This window comes from Serratia sp. HRI (genome assembly GCF_010119335.3).
Taxonomy (GTDB): Bacteria; Pseudomonadota; Gammaproteobacteria; order Enterobacterales; family Enterobacteriaceae; genus Serratia; species Serratia nevei.
Genome location: NZ_CP083690.1, coordinates 1,406,270 through 1,420,977, shown reverse-complemented (window position 1 = coordinate 1,420,977; position 14,708 = coordinate 1,406,270). Strand labels below are relative to the sequence as shown.

The 14,708-nt window shown below is 63.1% G+C and carries 15 protein-coding genes and 1 pseudogene; 13 read left to right on the top strand and 3 right to left on the bottom strand.

Translation table 11 applies throughout. The annotated features are described in order from the left end of the window. The first annotated feature begins 2 nt into the window (after nt 1-2). From GF111_RS06965 to GF111_RS06950, 4 genes are all read left to right on the top strand, one after another. Nucleotides 3-1,406 (top strand): efflux transporter outer membrane subunit, encoded by a 1,404-nt coding sequence (locus GF111_RS06965; protein ID WP_162420121.1) that lies wholly within the window; start codon nt 3-5, stop codon nt 1,404-1,406. A gap of 93 nt (nt 1,407-1,499) precedes the next feature. Further along, nucleotides 1,500-2,405: a LysR family transcriptional regulator gene (locus GF111_RS06960; protein ID WP_000405670.1), complete on the top strand. Its 906-nt coding sequence runs from the start codon at nt 1,500-1,502 to the stop codon at nt 2,403-2,405. Nucleotides 2,406-2,437: 32 nt separating this feature from the next. Further along, nucleotides 2,438-2,701 (top strand): EexN family lipoprotein, encoded by a 264-nt coding sequence (locus GF111_RS06955; RefSeq protein ID WP_000717310.1) that lies wholly within the window; start codon nt 2,438-2,440, stop codon nt 2,699-2,701. 58 nt (nt 2,702-2,759) lie between these two features. Next, complete coding sequence (locus GF111_RS06950) at nt 2,760-3,077, top strand: multidrug efflux SMR transporter (protein ID WP_000539741.1); 318 nt, start codon at nt 2,760-2,762, stop codon at nt 3,075-3,077. 228 nt (nt 3,078-3,305) lie between these two features. Here the strand turns inward: GF111_RS06950 and GF111_RS06945 are convergent. The 3 genes and pseudogenes from GF111_RS06945 to GF111_RS06935 form a co-directional block, all read right to left on the bottom strand. Beyond that, nucleotides 3,306-3,485, bottom strand: a pseudogene (locus tag GF111_RS06945) (integrase core domain-containing protein); the annotation flags it as partial. Nucleotides 3,486-3,586: 101 nt separating this feature from the next. Continuing rightward, nucleotides 3,587-4,117 (bottom strand): hypothetical protein, encoded by a 531-nt coding sequence (locus tag GF111_RS06940; RefSeq protein ID WP_000043569.1) that lies wholly within the window; start codon nt 4,115-4,117, stop codon nt 3,587-3,589. Nucleotides 4,118-4,398: 281 nt separating this feature from the next. Next, entirely contained in the window at nt 4,399-5,304 is a 906-nt protein-coding gene (locus GF111_RS06935; protein WP_023093368.1) for a LysR family transcriptional regulator, read from the bottom strand. Between the two features lie 305 nt (nt 5,305-5,609). On the opposite strand from GF111_RS06935, the gene GF111_RS06930 reads away from it, so the two are divergent. Genes GF111_RS06930 through trbL form a run of 9 tightly spaced genes read left to right on the top strand, consistent with a single transcriptional unit; the run spans nt 5,610 to nt 14,702 of the window. Further along, entirely contained in the window at nt 5,610-7,607 is a 1,998-nt protein-coding gene (locus tag GF111_RS06930; RefSeq protein WP_001163195.1) for a conjugal transfer protein TraG, read from the top strand. Beyond that, the gene (locus tag GF111_RS06925; protein WP_000085131.1) at nt 7,604-8,080 is read left to right on the top strand and encodes a ribbon-helix-helix protein, CopG family; all 477 of its coding nucleotides are present in this window, start codon (nt 7,604-7,606) and stop codon (nt 8,078-8,080) included. Before GF111_RS06930 ends, GF111_RS06925 begins: the two co-directional genes overlap by 4 nt. Beyond that, on the top strand, nt 8,077-9,147 hold the full coding sequence (gene trbB, locus GF111_RS06920; protein ID WP_023093367.1) for a P-type conjugative transfer ATPase TrbB: 1,071 nt from the start codon (nt 8,077-8,079) through the stop codon (nt 9,145-9,147). The genes GF111_RS06925 and trbB overlap by 4 nt, the downstream gene beginning before the upstream one ends. Beyond that, nucleotides 9,144-9,530 (top strand): TrbC/VirB2 family protein, encoded by a 387-nt coding sequence (locus tag GF111_RS06915; protein ID WP_000150010.1) that lies wholly within the window; start codon nt 9,144-9,146, stop codon nt 9,528-9,530. Before trbB ends, GF111_RS06915 begins: the two co-directional genes overlap by 4 nt. Further along, nucleotides 9,527-9,796, top strand: coding sequence for a VirB3 family type IV secretion system protein (locus tag GF111_RS06910; protein ID WP_003092280.1), 270 nt, complete (start codon nt 9,527-9,529; stop codon nt 9,794-9,796). The genes GF111_RS06915 and GF111_RS06910 overlap by 4 nt, the downstream gene beginning before the upstream one ends. Nucleotides 9,797-9,808: 12 nt before the next feature. Further along, on the top strand, nt 9,809-12,259 hold the full coding sequence (trbE, locus tag GF111_RS06905; RefSeq protein WP_000933135.1) for a conjugal transfer protein TrbE: 2,451 nt from the start codon (nt 9,809-9,811) through the stop codon (nt 12,257-12,259). Continuing rightward, a complete protein-coding gene (gene trbJ / locus GF111_RS06900) occupies nt 12,256-12,999 on the top strand; it encodes a P-type conjugative transfer protein TrbJ (protein WP_003092277.1) in 744 nt (247 codons plus the stop codon). Before trbE ends, trbJ begins: the two co-directional genes overlap by 4 nt. 12 nt (nt 13,000-13,011) lie before the next feature. Next, the gene (locus tag GF111_RS06895; RefSeq protein ID WP_014603538.1) at nt 13,012-13,338 is read left to right on the top strand and encodes a hypothetical protein; all 327 of its coding nucleotides are present in this window, start codon (nt 13,012-13,014) and stop codon (nt 13,336-13,338) included. Then, a complete protein-coding gene (gene trbL / locus GF111_RS06890; RefSeq protein WP_023093366.1) occupies nt 13,335-14,702 on the top strand; it encodes a P-type conjugative transfer protein TrbL in 1,368 nt (455 codons plus the stop codon). The genes GF111_RS06895 and trbL overlap by 4 nt, the downstream gene beginning before the upstream one ends. The last annotated feature ends 6 nt before the right edge of the window (nt 14,703-14,708 follow it).

The window sequence follows — 14,708 nt, the reverse complement described above, 5'->3', positions numbered from 1 at the left end:
CCATGTCTCAAATTCTTGAACGCTATCGCCTCATTGCCATGATTTCTCCGCTACTGCTTCTTGCGGCCTGCAGCCATGCCCCGCACTCTGCCGATCCACCTCGCCTGGATGTACCGGCCCATTTCTCAAATGAAGAGGGAGGTGAAGGCATCTTGGACAAATCGTCCCGCCGTACTCTTCCCGTCGATTGGTGGACGGCCTACGGCGATCCGCACCTCAATGCCTTGGTCCGGGCGGCGCTGGAGCGCAATACCGAACTGACGATTGCGCGAGCGCGCGTGGACGAGGCATCGGCCGCCACGCGGCGAGCACGGGCCTCCCTGCTCCCCTCGTTGTCCGCGGGCACGCAGGCAACTCGAGGACGCGACTATTTAGAGAACGTTGCAATCGGCAATGATGGCCGCGCCACGTTGTCCGCATCGTGGGAGGCAGACCTGTCGGGACGGCTTTCGCAGGCAGCAGAAGGTGCGCGCCTGGATGCGGTGGCAGCCGAACAAGCGTGGGTTGCCACGCGGTGGCAGGTCGCGTTTGAAACAGTGTCGGCGGCTGTGCAGCAGCGCCAAGCCAGTGAGCTCGAAGCGCTAGCCGCGGCGCGGCTGGCATCCGCAGAACGACTCGTCTTGCTGATGCAACGGAAGTTCGAGGCCGGACAAGCTACCGGCTTCGACATCGAGCGTACCCGCGCCGGCGTCGTCGCACTGCGCGTGGAGCAAGAGCAACTGCGGCGTGCGCGCGGCGAGGCGACGCATGCACTCGATGTACTAGTGGGACAAACGCCCGGAGCGCCTGCAGCTTCCCCAACTCTTGCGTCGCTCGCCGTCCCGGACTGGACACCGACACGCATACCTGCGGACCTGCTGAGTGAGCGGCCCGACGTGCGCGCCGCCGAAGCGAAGTTCGCCGCCGAAACCGCGCGCTGGAACGCAGCCGAAGGCGAACGCTTCCCCAGGCTGGTGTTGGACCTGAGCGGCGGACGGCAGCGCGTAGAGAGTGTGGGAACCCGCATCACTGGAAACATTTTTTCACTTGGGGCCGGGGTGTCGTTGCCGATCTTCGATGGTGGCGCGATCCGTGCCGGCATCGAGACCGGAGAGGCGCGCAGCCGAGCTGCCCGTGCGGAGTTCGAGCGCACTTTGTTGAGTGCTTTGCAGGACGTAGAGAACGCATATCTCGGTTGGCATACGCAGCACGCAGCACTGGAGCATCAGGCCGAGGGTGTCGCAGTCGCGGAGCGTCAGCTCGATCGCAGCCGACGTCTGTTCGAGGCGGGACAAGTGGACGCCACGGTGGTGGCCGAGGCTGAGGCCGGGGTGCTGTCAGCGCAGGCTTCGCTGATCCGCACGCGGGCCGAGACAGCCATGCAATGGGGCGTCCTGGCAAAAGCATTATCCGGCTCTCCTGTTTGATCGCAGAAACATGCTGGAGCAGCTTGCGAAGGCTAGCTAAATAGCGTGACGCAAGGCGAAGGTGGTGAGGCCTGAGTGATGAGGAATGCGAACATGGAAATTCGACACCTGCGCTACTTTCTGGCGGTGGCAGAGGAGCTGCACTTTGCCCGAGCCGCAGAGCGCCTCCACATAGAGACATCGCCGCTGTCGCGCGCCATCAAGGAACTTGAGGAAGAGTTGGGCGTAGCGCTATTTGCGAGAACCACTCGGAGCACCCGCTTGACTCGTGCGGGCAGGCTCTTCTTTGAGAGCGTGCCGCGTGTCTTCGCAGCTTTGCAGCAGGCGCGCGACAGTGTGAACGCCGCAGCCAATGGCTTTCATTGCCAGCTCCGTATTGCATTGTCTGATGGAATCACGCCATCGCGCCTGCCTGCGTTGTTGGCGCTCTGCCGGCAGGAAGAGCCGGAAGTGGAAGTTCGCTTCTTCGAGGTGCCTTTGGCACAGCAAATCAAGGGATTGTGTGGCGAACTGTACGATCTCGGCTTCGCTCAATCGGATGAAGTCGGCGAAGGCATCATCGCCGTGCCGGTGTGGAGTGACCCTCTGATGGTAGCTGTGCCCGCACGGCACCCCTTGCTATCCCACAAACAGATTCCCCTAGAAGAGCTGTTGCGGTATCCGCTGGTGCTCTGCGACGCGGTGGCGTGTGAGGGCCATGCTCGGCAAGTTGAACGGGTGCTACGTCGCGTGGACATAGAGCCACTGATTGCCGAACGCGTGACTTCCAGCGATCTAATGATGGTCCTGGTTTCGGCGGGACTTGCACTAGGCCTCACAGGAGGCGCGCATATCACAGCCAGCAGGGAACAGGGGGTGGTCGCACGGCCGCTGACTGGACGTTCGCCAATGCTCACGACCTATCTACTACGGCCGGCCAGCGAGCCGTCAGAAATGCTGACTCGCTTCATGGAACGCGTTCATTCGATCAAATCTCCAGATGCCAAAGGTCGGCGGTAAACCATCACACAATCTCCCAAAGAAAATTAACCATGAAGAAGATTGCTCTCATATTGCTTTCCTCGACATTGGCAGCCTGCAGCCCATCTGGGAAACCAGATAAAGCCAACCTTCCGACAGTCGATGAATTAGCGCTCAATCCTGAGCGTCTGAAAGAGTTGCGCAAGCAATGCAAGTTGGATCGACCAATGCTGGGCGACCAACTATGTAACCGGGTTGCCGAGGCTACGCGAAAGCGCTTTTACGAAGATGGCGATGTGCCCCACACCACGCCTAAAGAGCCGCCGAAGTTCTAAGCTGGTGGTCATGCCGGAGTATGTATGCCGGATATGAAAAATTTGAAGGAGAATCGCAATGGGTTGGATCTATCTTGTTTTGGCTGGATTGTTTGAAATCGGATGGCCGGTCGGGCTGAAAATGGCGCAAGAGCCAACATCGCGTTGGAGTGGGGTCGCAGTAGCCGTCTCTTTCATGACAATTAGCGGCGCCTTCCTATGGCTTGCTCAGCGTCAGATACCGATTGGGACTGCTTATGCGGTGTGGACGGGTATCGGAGCGGCGGGAACTTTCTTAGTCGGAATTCATTTCTATGGCGACCCAACCTCCCTGATGCGATACCTTGGCGTGGCGTTGATCATCCTGGGCGTTATCACGCTCAAGTTATCGAGTTGATCGCTAGCTCCATTGGTAGCGTAGTCGCTAGGCGACCCAGCTCCCAGAGTGGATCGGGCGCTGGGAACTCGTACGGTCACCTCCTCTCTCTAGTCGCTATGTGACGAGCTTGCCGGCGCCTCGGGAGAGTTCGAGCCAGTGCGCGTAAGGCGGTGGGAGCACCCATTCCGGGTGGCTCCACCTTCAGTGCCTGCGCCAAGGTGACCTGAGTACGAACTTTGTAGCCAGTCAGGCAGTGAGTTCGGAGGGGATGCTATCGGATTGGATCCAGTTGCGCCGGATCGTCGCCGGCGGTTTGTAAGCATGCGCGCTATGCGGCCGCTGCTCGTTGTAGAACTGTCGCCAACGTTCGATCAGCACCTTCGCTTCGGTCCGACTGCGGAACCATTCGCGGTTGAGCAGTTCGTCGCCCATCGTTGCCTGCGAAGTCAGGACCAGCAGAATCCTGAGGGGAGTTCTCATCATGGTTTTCTCCGTTCAGACGCTTGGGATCAAGCGGCCGGAGACCACTACGCCTGCTTGGCTTTGCGCGCTGCCTCGACCAAGCTGTCGAGCCAGTCCTGATGGCCGTTGATCATCGGGTTGGGTTTGGCGTTGTGCAGCTCCTCGGCCGGTTTGCCCTTCTGAGTTTCCTGCGTGAGGATGCGCACGCGCCTGCCGTCCAGGTTCTCAACCAGCCAGGCGTGATGCACATCCAGGCGCGTATCTGTGCCTTCCTCGCCGGACCAGCCGTGCCAGGCCACGCGGCCGGGTTGCCCATCCGCAGGTGGCACGTATTCGTTGCACTGCCCCTCTACCGGGAAGCCGAAGGTCTCGAAGTAAAACCGATCGCCGTCGGCCAGTACCGGGCCTTTGCCGTCATGAAAGCACACGTTAGCCGAGTTGGCGTAGTAGCTTGGCCACAGCGATGGTGTGACGAGTAGAGGCCATACGTCGGCCGCGCTCAAGCCGGCGGCGATGATCTCATTGGAGGCGAAATTCTCAGTAAAGCCCGGCGTGTAGCCTTCGGGCCAGAGGATGGCGTTCTGTTGCTTGCTCATATCGAAGCTCCTTCACAAAATGTCGATGACGCAACAGGGGTGGCTGCGTCATTCAAGTGGTCATGGAGCAAATCATGAGCCTCCATCTGCAATAAGTGAAATCCTAAGTTTCTATTTTTGATATCATAAAATATGATATCAAGGCCTAGGTTCTGCCATCCACCGACTAGGCTATCTCGCAGCGGCGCTACGAAAGGGCGCGTCTCCAATTGAGCCGACTGATTGCTTATTTGTAGTGCGAGGTAGAGTTGTGCTGAGCATGACGATAGGAGCGATCTTGCCTACTTGTTGTTAGCACAGGAAGTGAACAGCAGTGCTCGTATCCAGCGATGTGCTGGATCGTGATGGGTGCGTTCGTGCCAAGCAGCCGTCTTGGTGAACCCCGGTATCTTCACCGGCGGCAGGGAGATAGCCAGCTTGTCCATACCGGCGACCAAGCGGCTCGGCAAGATCGCAACCATGTCACTGGCACGCAGGATGTCTGGCAAGATCAGAAAGCTCTTGACCGACAGTGTGACGCTGCGTCGTTTGCCCAACTGTTCTAGCGCATCGTCGGTGACGCCGCGGAAACCTCCACCATCGTAGGAAACAAGCGCATGGTCGAGAGCACAGAACTGTTTAACGGTCAGCTTGCGCCCCATAGCCGCAGGATGGTCTTCCCGCAGGACACACACATAGTGTTCCTTGAACAGCTCTCGGGCATGCAGATTTGGCGGAGTGATCTCTGGCGTCAGGAGGGCTAAATCGATCTGACCGCGCTCAAGCTGGTTCTGTAGCTGCCCGCTCTCGACTGGCACTAATGAGACTCGTACACGCGGTGCGTGCCGTTTAAGTGCCGATAGAAATGGGACAGCAACGGCACGCAGCGCATAGTCCGTCGCGGCGATGGAGAAGGTCAGTTGTGCGGTGGCCGGATTGAAGGAAGGTGGCTGGAGCAGCGCGTCGATTTCGGCGAGCACCTGCTTGACAGGCATCCCTAGATCCAGCGCCCGCTGCGTTGGAACGATACCCCGCTGCGAGCGCGCGAAAAGCGGGTCACCGAAGCTCTCGCGCAACCGCGTCAGCATGCCACTCAAGGCCGGCTGGGTTAGTCCCAGACGGGCCGCCGCCCGTGTCACATTGCGTTCGTCTAACAATGCGTCCAGCGCCTTGAGCAAGTTGAGATCCATACTCTTGATATTTTTCATTTTTATTCCAATCTTAAATATCATCGTTTTTCATGATATCTAAATATTGCCTATGAGTGGAAGCAAGGCCCATTGACGGCTTTTTTTGGGTAACTTGCTTGGAACTCTGTATGCGCCGCAGTGCGCTTTCGCTTGCGGCGCTTTTCTTTGACTCGCCACCGCGCTCATTCTTTCTTTTCCCTCGACCATTGTGCTGCGAACGGTCTTTGACCGGCACTAGCCCAGAACCGATCCTGACGCCTGCGACACCCCCTGTGCAACGCTTTCAATGAGACACCAGCGCAGGAGAAATCGGAGGACAGGTCATGCAAGGGACGAACGTTCTGTTCGGCCAGATCGCTGTGGTAATCGGCATCGTGATCGCCGGCGTCTGGGGCGCCACACAATGGACAGCAGCGACCCTTGGCTATCAAGTACGCCTCGGATCGCCCTGGTTCGATCTTCTAGGTGTACCGGTTTATCACCCGTGGCGCTTGTTCGAATGGTGGTTCTTCTTTGATGCCTACGCGCCGCACGTCTTCGACACAGGCGGTGCGATTGCGGGTGGTAGCGGTTTGTTCGCTTTACTCGTCGCCATCGCCATGTCGGTATGGCGTTCTCGGCAGTCGCGGCTGGTTACGACTTATGGTTCGGCACGCTGGGCCGATGCCGTCGACATCCGCAAAGCTGGACTGACCCTCCCGGCGGGCGTCTTCCTCGGCCAACACGACGACCAATACCTCCGACATGAGGGGCCGGAACATGTCCTGAGCTTCGCACCCACGCGCTCGGGCAAGGGCGTGGGCTTGGTGGTGCCTACGTTGCTTTCGTGGCCGGCGTCCGCCGTCATTCACGACATTAAGGGAGAGAACTGGAAGATCACGGCGGGCTGGCGTTCGCGCTTTTCGCACTGCCTGCTTTTCAACCCCACCGATAGGCAGTCGGCCGCCTACAACCCGCTGCTTGAAGTCCGGCGCGGCGCACATGAAGTGCGCGACGTGCAGAACATCGCCGACATTCTGGTTGACCCTGAAGGTGCGTTAGAGAAGCGCAATCATTGGGAGAAGACCAGCCACGCGCTACTGGTCGGTGCAATCTTGCATGTTCTGTACGCAGGCGAGGACAAGACGCTGCGCGGCGTCGCCAACTTCCTCAGCGACCCGGCGTGTCCGTTCGAGCTGACGCTGCACCGGATGATGACGACGAAGCACCTGGGCGATGCGCCTCACCCGGTTGTCGCATCCGCTGCCCGCGAAGTGCTCAACAAGTCGGACAACGAGCGATCGGGCGTGCTCTCCACCGCCATGTCGTTTCTCGGCCTGTACCGCGACCCGACCGTGGCCGAAGTCACATCGCGCTGCGATTGGCGCATCGCCGACCTGATTTCCGCCGAGCACCCGGTATCGCTCTATCTGGTGGTGCCGCCCTCCGACATAAGCCGCACCAAGCCGCTGATCCGGCTCATCTTGAACCAGATCGGGCGGCGGCTGACCGAATCGCTCGACGGCAGCGATGGCATCGCGCGCCGGCACAAGCTGCTGCTGATGCTGGACGAGTTTCCGGCGCTGGGTCGCCTCGATTTTTTCGAGTCCGCGCTTGCCTTCATGGCCGGCTACGGCATCCGCAGCTTTCTCATCGCTCAAAGCCTGAACCAGATCGACAAGGCGTATGGGCAGAACCATTCCATCCTCGACAACTGCCATGTCCGGGTGACTTTCGCCACCAACGACGAAAGGACGGCGAAAAGGATTTCCGAAACCCTCGGCACCGCCACCGAGCTTCGCGCGCAGCGCAACTACGCGGGCCACCGCCTCGCTCCGTGGCTGGGGCACCTGATGGTGTCGCGTCAGGAAACTGCACGTCCGCTGCTGACGCCCGGCGAGGTGATGCAGCTTCCACCTGAGGACGCCGTAGTCATGGTGTCCAGCGTTGCCCCGATCCGCGCGAAGAAGCTGCGTTACTACGTCGACGCCAATTTCAAGGATCGCGTCCTGCCACCGCCCGTGCTCGCAGTCGGGAGGTACGCCGACGCGCCGCCAGCCCGCCCCGACGACTGGAGCGGCTTGGCGATCCCGGCCGTACCTACGGCGCCGACCTCGGTATCCGCCGATGGTCCGGGCGGCACCGATGACGGCGGCCCGCGCCGCCAGCTCGAACTCTCCGAAACCGTCGCCTACGAGCCCGAGTTGGACGCGTGTGCGAACGACCTGGAGCTGCTCGATGACGACGACCTGGCGCTCCCGCTTCCCGGCCAGCTCGACCCGGCCATGCAGCGCACGGCCCGGCTGGCTTCTCTCGACCCCAACGACGGAATCGACCTATGAGCCAATACCGCCTCAATCTTTTCATCCAGCCCGAGCACGCCAAGCGCCTGGATGAACTTGCCGCCAAGAAAGGCGTGTCCAAGTCCTCCATCGTCGCAGCGGCCTTGGCGTCCTGGCTGTCACCCGATGCGGGCGACCAGCGTGAGGCCGCCATTGCCAAGCGGCTGGATCGACTGTCGCGGCAGACCGAACGCATGGAGCGCGACCAGAACATCCAGATCGAAACGCTGGCGCTGTTCATCCGCTATTTCTTGACCATCAGCACGCCGGTGCCAGAAGCCCACAAGGACGCGGCCCGCGCCCAGGGCAAAGCGCGCTTCGAGCAGTTCGTCGAGCAGTTGGGTCGCCACCTGCTGCGTGGCCGCAGTCTGGTGCGCGACGTGGTGGAGGAACTGCACCCCGATCCGATGCGGATGGATGACGCAGCAGCGATGGCGTCCGCCGATGAGCGAGCTGCAGAGCGTGCGTCATGAGTGCCGTTCCGCAGATTCCGCCTGAATCTCGCTCATCCGCCGCGGCGTCCCAGGATCGCCGCATCCAGATGCTGCGCACGGCGATGGGGCCGCTGATCGCCGCTGCGCTCGAAGATCCGGATGTTGTGGAAATCATGCTCAACCCCGATCGCACCCTGTGGGTGGATCGGCTGTCGTCGGGTCGCTCGCCGCTGGGCGTGGAGATGCCCGAGGCCGATGGTGAACGCATCATCCGCCTGGTCGCCGCGCATGTCGGCGCGGAGGTGCATCGCGGCCAGCCGCTCTTGACCGCCGAGTTGCCGGAAACCGGCGAGCGTTTCGAGGGCATCCTGCCTCCGGCCGCCCCGGGGCCAGCCTTCGCGCTACGCAAGCGGGCCGTGAGCATCATCGGCCTGGATCGCTACGTGGCCGACGGCATCCTGACCGCCGGGCAGGCCGAGTTCCTGCGCCGCGCCGTGCGCGAGCGGCAGAACATCCTGATCGCCGGCGGCACCAGCACCGGCAAGACCACGCTGGCGAACGCGCTGCTGGCCGAGATCGCCGCCACAGGCGACCGCGTGCTGGTGCTCGAAGACACCATCGAGCTGCAATGCGCGGCCCGCGACCATGTGCCGCTGCGCACCCGCGCCGGCGTCGTCACAATGACCGAGCTGGTGCGGGCCACGATGCGCCTGCGGCCTGACCGCGTGATCGTCGGCGAAGTGCGTGGCGGCGAAGCCCTGGACTTGGTGAAGGTCTGGGGCACCGGCCACCCCGGCGGCATTGCCACCATCCATGCCGGCTCCGCCTTGGGCGCACTGCTGCGTCTGGAGCAACTGATCCTCGAAGTGGCAGTGAATCCGCCCCGCGCCCTGATCGCCGAGGCGGTCAACGTGGTGATTCACATCGCAGGCCGTGGCCGCAAACGTCACGTCGAAACCATCTCCCGTGTCGTCGGCTTCGACGGTGCGGGCTATCGCCTGACAGATGCGCTGGAAACGCCGTTTCCCGAGCTGCCGCCGGTTCCTCTTGCAGCCGCTGCCGCTGCGCCTTCCTCGACCCCTGACCAACCTGGAGAACTGCCATGACGCACGTTGATGCTTTCCGTCTTTCCGTAAATCCTATTTCTCGCCTGTCCAGCATGGCGCGGCTGCGCCACCTGGCCCGTCCCGCAGGGCAAGGGCTGCTGCTGGCCGCGCTGATGCTGTTGCTGGCGGGCACGGCGCAGGCCGCCGGTTCCTCGATGCCGTGGGAAGGGCCGCTGACCTCCATCCTCGAATCCATCCAAGGGCCAGTCGCCCGGATCGTGGCGGTGATCATCATCATCTCGACGGGGCTTGCGCTGGCGTTCGGTGATACCAGCGGCGGCTTTCGCAAGCTGATCCAGATCGTGTTCGGCCTGTCCATCGCGTTCGCCGCGTCCTCGTTCTTCCTGTCGTTCTTCAGCTTCTCCGGAGGGGCCGTCGTATGAGTAAGGCCACCGATCTTCCGGGCTTTGAAGTGCCGCTGCATCGCTCGCTGACCGAGCCGATCCTGCTGGGCGGTGCGCCGCGCACCGTGGCGATTGCCAACGGCACGCTAGCCGCCGCCGTCGGGCTGGGCCTGCAACTGTGGATTCCCGGCGTGGTGCTCTGGATCGTCGGCCACTCGCTGGCCGTATGGGGTGCGCGCGTCGATCCGCAGTTCATGCAGGTCTTCGCGCGGCATATCAAACACCGCCCGCTTCTGGACGTGTGAGGGGAGGACGCCATGCTGAACCTTGCCGAATATCGTCAGCGCCCGGCCTTGCTTGCCGACTGGCTGCCCTGGGCCGGGCTGGTCGCGCCGGGCGTTGTGCTGAACAAAGATGGTTCGTTTCAACGCACGTTCCAGTTTCGCGGCCCCGACTTGGACAGTGCGACACAGGGCGAGCTGATTGCCACGTCGGCGCGGCAGAACAACGCGCTTCGCCGTACCGGGTCTGGCTGGGCCTTCTATATCGAGGCCGAGCGGATGCGGGCATCGAGCTATCCGCAATCCTCCTTTCCCGAACCACTGTCCTGGCTGGTGGATGAGGAGCGACGCGCGGCGTTCGAGGAGTCGGATGGCCATTTCGAGAGCGTCTATCACTTCACGTTGCAACACCTACCGCCGCAAGAGTCTCGCGCCCGTGCGGCTGGGATGCTGTACGAGAACCGGCCCACTGAGGGTGTGGACTGGCGTGGTCGGCTTGATTCCTTCGTGGCAGAGACCGATCGCGTGTTCGACCTGCTCGATGGTGTGATGCCGGAGATTGCCTGGCTGGACGATAGCCAGACGCTGACCTACCTGCATGCCACAGTCTCCACGCGGCGCTATCGCGTCGGCGTGCCCGACGTGCCGTTCCATATCGACGCACTGCTGGCCGATGCCGCGCTGGTCGGCGGCCTGGCGCCCATGCTGGGCGATCAGCACCTGCGCGTGGTGTCGGTACGAGGCTTCCCGACCTCGACCTGGCCGGGGATCTTGGACGACCTCAACCGCCTGGGCTTTGCGTATCGCTGGAGTACGCGCTTCCTGTGCCTGGACAAAGCCGAGGCGGAACGGGAATTGGGGCGCTTGCGGCGCCAATGGTTCGCCAAGCGCAAGAACGTCATCGCGCTGCTGCGCGAAACGATCTTTCAGCAGGAAAGCCCGCTGGTCGATACCGATGCCAGCAACAAGGCCGCCGACGCCGATGCCGCCTTGCAGGAGCTGGGCAGCGATCAAGTCGCCTTCGGCTACCTCACCGCCACGGTGACGGTGCTCGACGCCGACCCGGCCGTGGCCGACGAGAAGCTGCGCATGGTGGAGCGCGTCATCCAGGGCCGGGGTTTCGTGACCATCCCCGAAACCCTCAACGCAGTCGATGCCTGGCTGTCGTCCGTCCCCGGCAACGCATACGCGAACGTGCGTCAGCCCATCGTTTCGACGCTGAACCTGGCGCACATGATGCCGATGTCAGCGGTATGGGCTGGGCCGGAGAAGAACGAACACCTCGATGGCCCGCCGCTGATCGTCACCCGCACCGATGGCGCGACGCCGTTCCGGCTGGTGACGCACATCGGCGACGTGGGGCACACCCTTGTCGCCGGGCCGACCGGCATGGGCAAGTCGGTGCTGCTCGCCATATTGGCCATGCAGTTCCGGCGCTACTTCGGCTCGCGGATCTTCGCCTTCGACATGGGGCGCTCGATGCGCGCCACCATCCTCGGCCTTGGCGGTGAGCACTACGACCTCGGTGCCGATGGCGGCATCGCCTTCCAGCCACTCGCGCGAATAGCCCACGAGGGCTACCGCACCTGGGCCGCCGAATGGGTGGAGGGCCGGCTGCTGCACGAAGGCGTGACGGTCGGCCCGGACGAGAAGGCTGCCATTTGGTCGGCGCTGCGAAGCCTTGCCGGTGCGCCAGTGGAGCAGCGCACCATGACCGGCTTGTCGGTGTTATTGCAGTCCAACGCGCTGCGCCAAGCGCTCGCGCCCTATGTGTTGGGCGGCGCCCACGGCAAGCTGCTGGACGCTGACCACGACCGGCTGGGCATGGCCGACGTGCAGGGCTTTGAGATGGAAGAACTGATGCACAGCCCCGCCGCCGTGCAAGCAGTGCTGCGCTACCTGTTCGCCCGCTTCGACGAACGTTTTGACGGCGCGCCCACGCTGCTGATCCTCGATGAAGCGTGGCTGTTCCTCGATGAGCCGTCCTTCGCGGCCCGCATCCGGCAATGGCTCAAGACGCTCAGAAAAAAGAACGTCAGCGTCATCTTTGCCACGCAGTCGCTGGCCGACATCAAGGACTCGACCATCGCGCCAGCCATCATCGAAAGCTGCGCGAGCAGGATCTTCTTACCTAACCCGCAGGCCACCGAGCCGCAGATTCGCACGATCTACGAAGGCTTCGGCTTGAACAGCCGCCAGATTGAGATCGTGGCGACCGCACAGCCCAAGCGCGATTACTACTACCAGTCGCGCCTCGGCAATCGCCTGTTCGACCTCGACCTGGGGCCTGTCGCGCTCGCATTCGCGGGCGCATCCACCCCTCAAGACCAACGCGATATTGACCGCGTGCTGACGCAGGCCGGCGCTCCCGGCTTCGCCGGCGCGTGGCTGCGCCATCGCGGCCTCGGCTGGGCCGCCGACCTGCTGCCGTCCGCTCCGGCGGCAGCTTCCTTTCTCGCTTCTCAACCGCTGGAGGTTTCACCATGAAGACCAAGCCCCGTTTGCTCTCTGTCTCACTCGCTGCCGTGCTGTCGGTATCGCTGCTGGCCGTGCAGCCCGCATCCGCGCTGACGGTGTTCGACCCGTCCAACTTCGTGCAGAACACGCTGACCGCCGTGCGCACGCTGGAACAGATCAACAACCAGATCAACCAGCTTCAGAACGAGGCGCAGATGTTGATGAACCAGGCCAGGAACCTGGCAAATCTCGACTTCAACATCGTCAACCGCCTGCGCTCGACGCTCGCCACCACCGAGCGCCTGATCGCCGAGGCGCGCGGCTTGGCCTACGACGTGCAGAGCATGGATGCCACGTTCGCCCGCCTGTACCCGGAACAGTACGCCGCCACCATCAGCGGCGACCGCATGGCACAGGACGCCCGCGAACGCTGGCAGAACACCTTGAACGGCTTGCACACCGCGATGCGGATGCAGGCGCAGGTGTCGCAGAACCTCGCCCAAGACGAAAGCGCGCTGGCCGATCTCGTGAGCCAGAGCCAGTCGGCCACCGGCGCGCTGCAAGCGATGCAGGCGACGAACCAGCTCCTGGCTTTGCAGGCCAAGCAGTCGATCCAGGCGCAGCAGCTCCAGATCACGCAAGACCGGGCCGCTTCACTGGAACTGGCGCGGCAAGCGGCGGCTATGGAGCGCGCCCGCGAAGTGCGGCGGCGCTTTCTGGGCACCGGCACGCCGTACACGCCGCAGTCCGTCAACTTCTATAACAACTGACCGGAGGCGGCCATGCGATGCGCTTCCGTCCTGATGGCCGTGCTGCTGACCGCGTGCGGCCAGCAGCCGGCCGAGAACCTGGCCGACGCCCTGGCCGCAGATCCGGTGCGGCTCAAGGCGTTGCGCGGGCAATGCGCGGCCGACCGGCAGGCCGTGGGCGAGGATGCCTGCCGCGCCGCCGCTGAAGCCTTCCGGCGGCGCTTCTTCGCCGGCCATACCGGGCCGGATGAATACAACTCGCTGGCTGAACTCCCGCCGATTCCGCCGAGCTTCGATACGCCCGCAGATGAATTGCCAGAGGGCGCCGTTCCGCTCACTCCGCCCGAGGATTCGCCATGAACGACGTGACCATCATCGACCGTTTCCTCGATACGTTCTCGCGCTACATCGACTCGGGCTTCGGCTTATTGCAGGGCGAAGTGGCATTTCTCACCGCCACGCTCATCGTCATCGACATGACGATCGCTGGCCTGTATTGGGCCATGAGCCACGCCACCGGCCAGGGCGACGACGTGATCGCCAAGCTGCTGCGCAAGGTGCTCTGTGTCGGCGCGTTCGCCTACATCATCGGCAACTTCAACTGGCTGGCGAGCATCGTGTTCCGCTCGTTCGCCGGCTTGGGAATTACCGCTACCGGCTCGGCCATCACGATGGAGAACTTCCTTCAGCCGGGCCGGCTGGCGAAGACCGGCATCGACGCAGCCGCGCCGATTCTGGAACAGATCGGGGACATGGCTGGGTTCCCCGAGGTGTTCGTGAACATCGACCCTATCGTGGTTCTGTTCATCGCCTGGCTGGTGGTGATCCTCTGCTTCTTCGTGCTGGCCGTACAGCTTTTCATCACGCTGATCGAGTTCAAACTGACTACGCTCGCCGGCTTCGTCTTGATCCCGTTTGCACTCTGGAACAAGACCTCGTTCCTCGCGGAAAAGGTGCTAGGCAACGTGGTGTCGTCAGGCATCAAGGTCTTGGTGCTGGCCGTCATCGTCGGCATCGGTTCAGGCCTGTTCGCCGAGTTCCAGGTGCATCCCGACGAACCATCCATCGACCACGCGCTGGTCGTGATGCTGGCCTCGCTCGCGCTGCTGGCGCTGGGCATTTTCGGCCCCGGTATCGCCACCGGCCTGGTGTCCGGTGCGCCACAGCTTGGTGCGGGCGCGATGGCTGGTGCTGCGGTCGGGGCTGTCGGCACCGGCGTTGCCATCGGCGCCGCCGTAACGGGCGTGGGCGGCGCCGTCATGGCCGGGGCACGAATGGCCCCGGCGGCCGCAAAGCTGGCCGGTGCCGGTGCGCGTGCCGCGACTTCGGCGGCCGGCAGTGCCCGATCGGCGTTCCAGGCCGGTTCCGCTGCGGCCGGCGGCGGTGCCAAGGGCGCGGCGGCTGGCCTCGGCAATGTCGCCAAGACTGGCGCACAAGCCGCAGGCCGCAGCGTCACCTCTGGTGCTTCCGCTGTTGGGCAGAAGGTGGCCGACTCCTTCCGCGCTGGCTGGAACGGCACAGAAGCCGGCAGCGACGGTGCTGGCCCCGGCCAGACCGCAGACGGCACCGCAGGCTCGCAGAAGCAACAGCAACCGGCCTGGGCCAAGCGGATGCACCGCCGCCAGCAGGCTACCCATGCCGCGACCACTGCCGCCCACACGCTGCGCGGCGGCGACGGCGGCGGCTCCGGGCAAGGCCCGAGCCTGCGGGATTCCGATACCTAACCTTCA

What these genes read in the sequence shown, in the direction of transcription:
- GF111_RS06935 (WP_023093368.1), bottom strand. Translation starts at nt 5,304, where the DNA reads ATGAAAAATATCAAGAGTATGGATCTCAACTTGCTCAAGGCGCTGGAC.
- GF111_RS06925 (WP_000085131.1), top strand. Translation starts at nt 7,604, where the DNA reads ATGAGCCAATACCGCCTCAATCTTTTCATCCAGCCCGAGCACGCCAAG.
- GF111_RS06955 (WP_000717310.1), top strand. Translation starts at nt 2,438, where the DNA reads ATGAAGAAGATTGCTCTCATATTGCTTTCCTCGACATTGGCAGCCTGC.
- GF111_RS06930 (WP_001163195.1), top strand. Translation starts at nt 5,610, where the DNA reads ATGCAAGGGACGAACGTTCTGTTCGGCCAGATCGCTGTGGTAATCGGC.
- trbB (WP_023093367.1), top strand. Translation starts at nt 8,077, where the DNA reads ATGAGTGCCGTTCCGCAGATTCCGCCTGAATCTCGCTCATCCGCCGCG.
- GF111_RS06965 (WP_162420121.1), top strand. Translation starts at nt 3, where the DNA reads ATGTCTCAAATTCTTGAACGCTATCGCCTCATTGCCATGATTTCTCCG.
- GF111_RS06950 (WP_000539741.1), top strand. Translation starts at nt 2,760, where the DNA reads ATGGGTTGGATCTATCTTGTTTTGGCTGGATTGTTTGAAATCGGATGG.
- trbJ (WP_003092277.1), top strand. Translation starts at nt 12,256, where the DNA reads ATGAAGACCAAGCCCCGTTTGCTCTCTGTCTCACTCGCTGCCGTGCTG.
- GF111_RS06915 (WP_000150010.1), top strand. Translation starts at nt 9,144, where the DNA reads ATGACGCACGTTGATGCTTTCCGTCTTTCCGTAAATCCTATTTCTCGC.
- GF111_RS06895 (WP_014603538.1), top strand. Translation starts at nt 13,012, where the DNA reads ATGCGATGCGCTTCCGTCCTGATGGCCGTGCTGCTGACCGCGTGCGGC.
- trbE (WP_000933135.1), top strand. Translation starts at nt 9,809, where the DNA reads ATGCTGAACCTTGCCGAATATCGTCAGCGCCCGGCCTTGCTTGCCGAC.
- trbL (WP_023093366.1), top strand. Translation starts at nt 13,335, where the DNA reads ATGAACGACGTGACCATCATCGACCGTTTCCTCGATACGTTCTCGCGC.
- GF111_RS06960 (WP_000405670.1), top strand. Translation starts at nt 1,500, where the DNA reads ATGGAAATTCGACACCTGCGCTACTTTCTGGCGGTGGCAGAGGAGCTG.
- GF111_RS06910 (WP_003092280.1), top strand. Translation starts at nt 9,527, where the DNA reads ATGAGTAAGGCCACCGATCTTCCGGGCTTTGAAGTGCCGCTGCATCGC.
- GF111_RS06940 (WP_000043569.1), bottom strand. Translation starts at nt 4,117, where the DNA reads ATGAGCAAGCAACAGAACGCCATCCTCTGGCCCGAAGGCTACACGCCG.